At 70.9% G+C, this 5,550-nt stretch carries 6 protein-coding genes and 1 pseudogene; 6 read left to right on the forward strand and 1 reads right to left on the reverse strand.

The genetic code is table 11. The annotated features are described in order from the left end of the window. Positions 1-219: hypothetical protein (locus tag RUMESO_RS26015; RefSeq protein ID WP_037277689.1), on the reverse strand; the 219-nt coding region annotated here is incomplete at its 3' end. Positions 220-370: 151 nt separating this feature from the next. Here RUMESO_RS26015 and RUMESO_RS02025 point away from each other — a divergent pair. The 6 genes and pseudogenes from RUMESO_RS02025 to RUMESO_RS02040 form a co-directional block, all read left to right on the forward strand. After that, positions 371-1,546: a deoxyguanosinetriphosphate triphosphohydrolase gene (locus tag RUMESO_RS02025; RefSeq protein WP_037277691.1), complete on the forward strand. Its 1,176-nt coding sequence runs from the start codon at positions 371-373 to the stop codon at positions 1,544-1,546. A 97-nt stretch (positions 1,547-1,643) separates the two neighbouring features. After that, a complete protein-coding gene (locus RUMESO_RS24825) occupies positions 1,644-1,811 on the forward strand; it encodes a hypothetical protein (RefSeq protein WP_156362612.1) in 168 nt (55 codons plus the stop codon). A 39-nt stretch (positions 1,812-1,850) separates the two neighbouring features. Continuing rightward, positions 1,851-2,258 carry a hypothetical protein gene (locus RUMESO_RS02030; RefSeq protein ID WP_037277694.1) on the forward strand — a complete coding sequence of 136 codons (408 nt, stop codon included), beginning with the start codon at positions 1,851-1,853 and terminating at the stop codon, positions 2,256-2,258. Positions 2,259-2,621: 363 nt separating this feature from the next. Then, positions 2,622-2,771: a hypothetical protein gene (locus RUMESO_RS24830; RefSeq protein ID WP_156362614.1), complete on the forward strand. Its 150-nt coding sequence runs from the start codon at positions 2,622-2,624 to the stop codon at positions 2,769-2,771. 105 nt (positions 2,772-2,876) lie between these two features. Then, positions 2,877-4,618: pseudogene (argS, locus tag RUMESO_RS02035) on the forward strand (arginine--tRNA ligase). An 81-nt stretch (positions 4,619-4,699) separates the two neighbouring features. Next, positions 4,700-5,550, forward strand: an 851-nt coding sequence (locus tag RUMESO_RS02040; protein WP_051520924.1) for a hypothetical protein, incomplete at its 3' end; no start/stop codon positions are given.

Raw genomic sequence — 5,550 nt, forward strand, 5'->3', positions numbered from 1 at the left:
GGCCGACGAGGCCCCGCCCGCGATCCCCGACCCCGCCGCCCGCGCCTTGGCCGCCCCCTCGCGCCGCAGCGCCGAGCCGAGCGCGCGCGCGGCCTCCCTCAGCGAAGGCTGGGACGGAGCCGACGCATCGGGCGGTCCCCCGATCCCGGGGCCCGTCTCGCCGGAAGGCCCCGCCGGAACGTCCGACGCGCGGAAGGGGGAATCGCTGTTGTCGGACATCTCGGGCTCGAAGGTCGAGGATCAGGGTAGCGGAACGCCCAGGGCCGTCAACGCGCCCCCTGCGTCAGGACCTGCCCCGGCCAGGCTCCGCCCGCCCTGTCATTTCCCCCGTTCCGCTGTAGGATCGACCCTGAAACCCTTGGGACACCGTATGCACGCCCCCTACGCCTGCCTTCCGACCGAGAGCCGCGGCCGCCTCCACCCGGAGGAGGAGAGCCACTTCCGCACCCCCTTCCAGCGGGACCGCGACCGCATCATCCACGCCTCGGCCTTCCGCCGCCTCAAGCACAAGACCCAGGTCTTCATCGAGCACGAGGGCGACTACTTCCGCACCCGCCTGACCCATTCCATCGAGGTGGCGCAGGTCGCCCGCACCGTCTCCGCCGCCCTCGGCCTCAACACCGAGCTCACCGAGGCCGTCGCGCTCGCCCACGACCTCGGCCACCCGCCCTTCGGCCACACCGGCGAGGAGGCGCTCAACGAGCTGATGCTCCCCTACGGCGGCTTCGACCACAACGCCCAAGCCATCCGCATCGTCACCTCGCTCGAACGGCACTACGCCGAATGGGACGGCCTCAACCTGACATGGGAGACCTTGGAGGGCATCGCCAAGCACAACGGCCCCGTCCCGCGCCCCGCGCCCTATGCCCTGGAGCACTACAACGCCATCCAGGACCTCCGCCTCGAGACCCACGCCTCCGCCGAGGCCCAGGTCGCCGCTCTCTCCGACGACATCGCCTATTCCCACCACGACCTGCACGACGGGCTGCGCGCCGAGCTCTTCTCCACCGACGAGCTGGCCGAGCTTCCGGTCCTCCGCGACAACTTCGGCGAGGTGGACCGCAAGTATCCGGGCCTCAACTACTACCGCCGCCGCCACGAGGCGCTCCGCCGCTTCTTCGGCGTCCTCGTGGAGGACGTGATCGTCCTCGCCCGCCGCACCCTCGCCGAGGCCGACCCGCGCAGCGTCGAGGACATCCGCACCGCCGGCCGCATGATGATCCGCTTCTCCCCCGACCTCTGGGAGGACCTGAAGGTCATCCGTACCTTCCTGTTCCACCGGATGTATCGCGCCCCCAAGGTGGTCGAGATGCGCCGCGAGGTGACGGGCGTCGTCCGCGACCTCTTCCCGCTGTTCATGGCGAACCCGTCCGAGCTGCCGAAGCAATGGCGCAAGGACGTGGCCGAGGCCGCCGACGAGACCGCGCTCGCCCGCATCGTCGCGGACTACATCGCGGGGATGACGGATCGGTTCGCCATCGAGACGCATCAGAGGCTGCTGGGGAGCGACATGGTCGACCGGACGCGGGCGCTCAGGGGCGGTTGAATCACCGCGCCGAAAAAGGTCCGATTCGGAATTTCCTTTGGGGAAACCGGCGACCGTTGTAGGATCGACCCTCAGGGGACCGCTCTGCGGGAGGCACATGCAAATGATCGTCTGGGGGAGCTACGTCAGGAAGAAGGTCGTCGGAACCGGCGAGTTCCACTGCCCGGGCTGCGGGCAACAGCGCGACTACAAGCTGCAGCGTCCAAAGAAATGGGGGCATCTCTATTGGATTCCGCTGATCCCGATGCAGGAGTTCGACCGTTAACTCGAATGCGCGTCGTGCGGCAGGGCCTGGAGCGAGGTCGTGCTCACGCAGGATCCGCTCCTGGAGAAGCATCGGCGCGAGGAAGCCCTTTCGGCCACGATCGCGCAGATCATGGCCTTGGCCAGCGGCGAGCAGGGCGATCCGAGCCCGACCCTGGCCGAGGGCATCAGGACCACGGTGCAGGGCTTGATCGGAGTGGAGATGTCCCCCGACGCGATCTCGCAGGCGACGAGGGCCGCAGGCGATCCGGGCCGTGTCCTCTCGAACGCCACGGAGCAGGCCACCTACCTGACCGAGCGCGGAAAGGACCTCGTGCTGCGGGCCGCCATCGCGGCGGCATCCGCGGGGACGATGGACGCGTCGCGGCGCGAGACCCTCGCGGAGATCGGCAAGCGGCTCGGGATGATGCCCGCGCACGTGAACGGAGTGCTCGCGGAGGTGGCATAGCAGGGTATCCCGCCGTCGGCTTGTCGCCGGCCCGCTTGCGAAGGTGCACCAAGGATTCGGGCAAGGCCGCCTTTCCCCCATCGAGCGGCCCCCGGGGCGCCCTGCGAGCGCCAGCCAGAGCCGTAGGGTGGATGACCCACCATCTTCGTTCCCGCACCGGACGCGATGCTGCGTTGGCACCCGCCCCACAACCGATCCTCCACGAGGCGCCACGAAGGCGGCCTAAGGCGTCCTCCCGTTCGTCCACCGCCCCTTTGCACCTGCAGCATATCGGCCCTGCAACCTCTCCACCTATCGGTCCCCCGGCCGACCCCCTATCTCCGCCGCAGGGAGGCATCCGGCCCCCGTCAGGAGATACCGACCATGTTCTTCCGCCTCTTCGCCGCCGCCGACGTGCTCTTCACCGCGACCCGCGTGGCTGGCGCCGTCGAGCTGCGGCCCCAGGCCGACCCCAGCGACTTCGTCCGCCTCAGCGTTCCCCCCAAGGTCCCCGCGCCGCTGCGCCAGGGCTGAACCCGTCGCCGAAGGGCGCGTGTCGGCCCGCGCCGCCCGACCCTTCCGCAACCGGCCTTTCCCATGCTAGGGCCTGCCGCCGAACAACCCGGGGCACGCCTGACCATGAACCTCTTCACCGACATCCGCTCCCTCGTCCTCGACGCCGTGGGTGCGCTCTCGCGAGAAGGGCGTCTCCCCGAGGGCCTCCCCACCGACGCCATCACGGTCGAGCCCCCCCGCGACCCCGGCCACGGCGACATGGCGACCAACGCCGCCATGGTCCTCGCCAAGCCCGCCGGCCAGAATCCCCGCGCCTTGGCCGACGCGCTGGCCGAGCACCTGCGGCAGGACCCCCGCGTGGCCTCCGCCGAGCCCGCCGGCCCCGGCTTCCTGAACCTGCGCCTCGCCCCCGCCGTCTGGCAGGAGGTCGTCAAGGCCGTCCTGACCGACCCCGCCTACGGCCGCGCCACGCTGGGGCAGGGCAGACGCGTCAACGTCGAGTTCGTCTCCGCCAACCCGACCGGCCCCATGCACGTCGGCCACACGCGCGGCGCCGTCTTCGGCGACGCCCTCGCGCGTCTGCTGGACTTCGCCGGCTGGGACGTCACGCGCGAATACTACATCAACGACGGCGGCGCGCAGGTCAACGTCCTCGCCCGCTCGGCCTACGAGCGCTACCGCGAGGCGCATGGCCTCTCCCCCGAGATCGCCGAGGGCCTCTACCCCGGCGACTACCTCGTCCCCGTGGGCGAGGCGCTCAAGGAGGCTTATGGCGACAGCCTCCTCGACAAGCCGGAATCCGAGTGGCTCCCCGAGATCCGCGACTTCGCCACCGGCGCGATGATGGAGATGATCCGCATCGACCTGCGCCTCCTCAACGTCGAGATGGACGTCTACTCCTCCGAGAAATCCCTCTACGGCACCGGAAAGATCGAGCAGGCCATCGACCGCCTCCGCTCGCAGGGCCTCATCTACGAAGGCATCCTCGAGCCCCCAAGGGCAAGCTCCCCGAGGACTGGGAGCCGCGCGAGCAGACCCTGTTCCGCTCGACCCAGTTCGGCGACGACGTGGACCGCCCGGTGAAGAAGTCGGACGGGAGCTGGACCTACTTCGCCCCCGACATCGCCTATCACTTCGACAAGACCGAACGGGGCTACGACCTCCTCGTGGACGTGTTCGGCGCCGACCACGGCGGCTACGTCAAGCGGATCAAGGCGGTGGTCGCGGCGCTGACGAACAACCGCGTGCCCGTCGAGATCAAGCTCATGCAGCTCGTGAAGCTCCTCAAGAACGGGGAGCCCGTGAAGATGTCCAAGCGCGCGGGCACCTTCGTGACGCTCCGCGACGTGGTGGAGGAGGTGGGCCCCGACGTGACCCGCTTCGCCATGCTCTTCCGCAAGAACGACGCGCCGCTCGACTTCGACTTCGACAAGGTGCTGGAGCAGTCCAAGGACAACCCGGTCTTCTACGTCCAGTACGCCCATGCCCGCGCCCAGTCGGTCCTCCGCAAGGCGCGCGAGGCCGGGATCGACGTGGACGCCGGCGCGCTTTCTGCCGCTGAACTGTCGCGCCTCGGCCACGAATCCGAGCTCAAGGTGGCCCATTCCCTCGCCGAATGGCCCCGCCTCGTGGAGATCGCCGCCAAGGGGCAGGAACCCCACCGGATCGCCTTCTATCTCTATGACTTGGCGTCGGATTTCCACTCGCTCTGGAACCGGGGCAACGACGACCCCTCGCTCCGATTCCTTCAGGAGGGCGACCCGGCCACATCCTCGGCCAAGTTGGCCCTCGTGCAGGCGGTCGCCGTTGTCATCGCCTCCGGCCTCGGTATCCTTGGCGTGACCCCGGTCAACGAGATGCGCTGAAGCGCGCCGCGGCCGGGTCCTTGAGGCAGTAGCGCGCCCGGGGCCCGTGCCCCTTGCGCGGCAGAGCATATGAGGCACGGCATGGCTGACTGGACCGCGAACTCCAACTTCGGCGGCATGGGACGACGGGAACCCGTCGTGCGCGCCGCCCGCGAGGCGGCCCCGCGCGCCGAAGGTCCCCGGGCCGAGCGCTTCGGACCCTTCCACCCCGAGGACGCCCAGCCGCCCCGCGCCGCCAGCGCCGCGCTCGCCGAATACAACGCCGCGCAGGACGGCCCGCTCGCCAAGGCCCGCGTCGCCGTCTGGGCCGCCGGTGGCCTCGTCTCGCTCGCCCTCGTCGCCGGGGTCGGCATCTGGGGCTACAAGCTCGTCTGGCGCGAGGTCATGGGCCTCCCCGTCGTCGTCGCCGAGGAGGGCCCCATGCGCGTCCTCCCCGCCGACCCGGAAGGCGAGGTCGTCCCGCAGCAGGGCCTCGCCGTGAACGCGATTCCCGCCGCCGGCATCGCCGCGCCGCCCTCGGACGTGCTGATGCTCGCCCCGCAGACCCCCGGCCTCGCCGAGGAGGACCTCGAGGTCGCCCAGACCACCGCCGAGGCGGATGAGGTCATGCCGGCCGAGATCGTCGCGCCGGACGCGGCCGCGCCCGTCGCCACCGCCGCGCTGGCCCCCGTCGCCGTGACGGCCGACGCCCTGGCCCCTGCGCCCGCCCCGGCTGCTGCGCCCGTCCCGGCCGTCGCCGCCGTGGCGGCGCTGACGACCCAGCTCGTCGCGTCCGACCATCCCATGACCACTGACGAGGTGCTGGCCTTCGCCGACCGCATCACCGGTCAGGCCGCGCTGCTGGCCCCGCTGGCTCCGGCCGAGGCGACCCCTGCCGCCGCCCCGGCCCCCGCGCCCGAGGCCGCGCCCCTCGTGGCCGCCGAAGGGGGTGC

Source organism: Rubellimicrobium mesophilum DSM 19309, from assembly GCF_000600335.2.
Taxonomy (GTDB): domain Bacteria; phylum Pseudomonadota; class Alphaproteobacteria; order Rhodobacterales; family Rhodobacteraceae; genus Rubellimicrobium; species Rubellimicrobium mesophilum.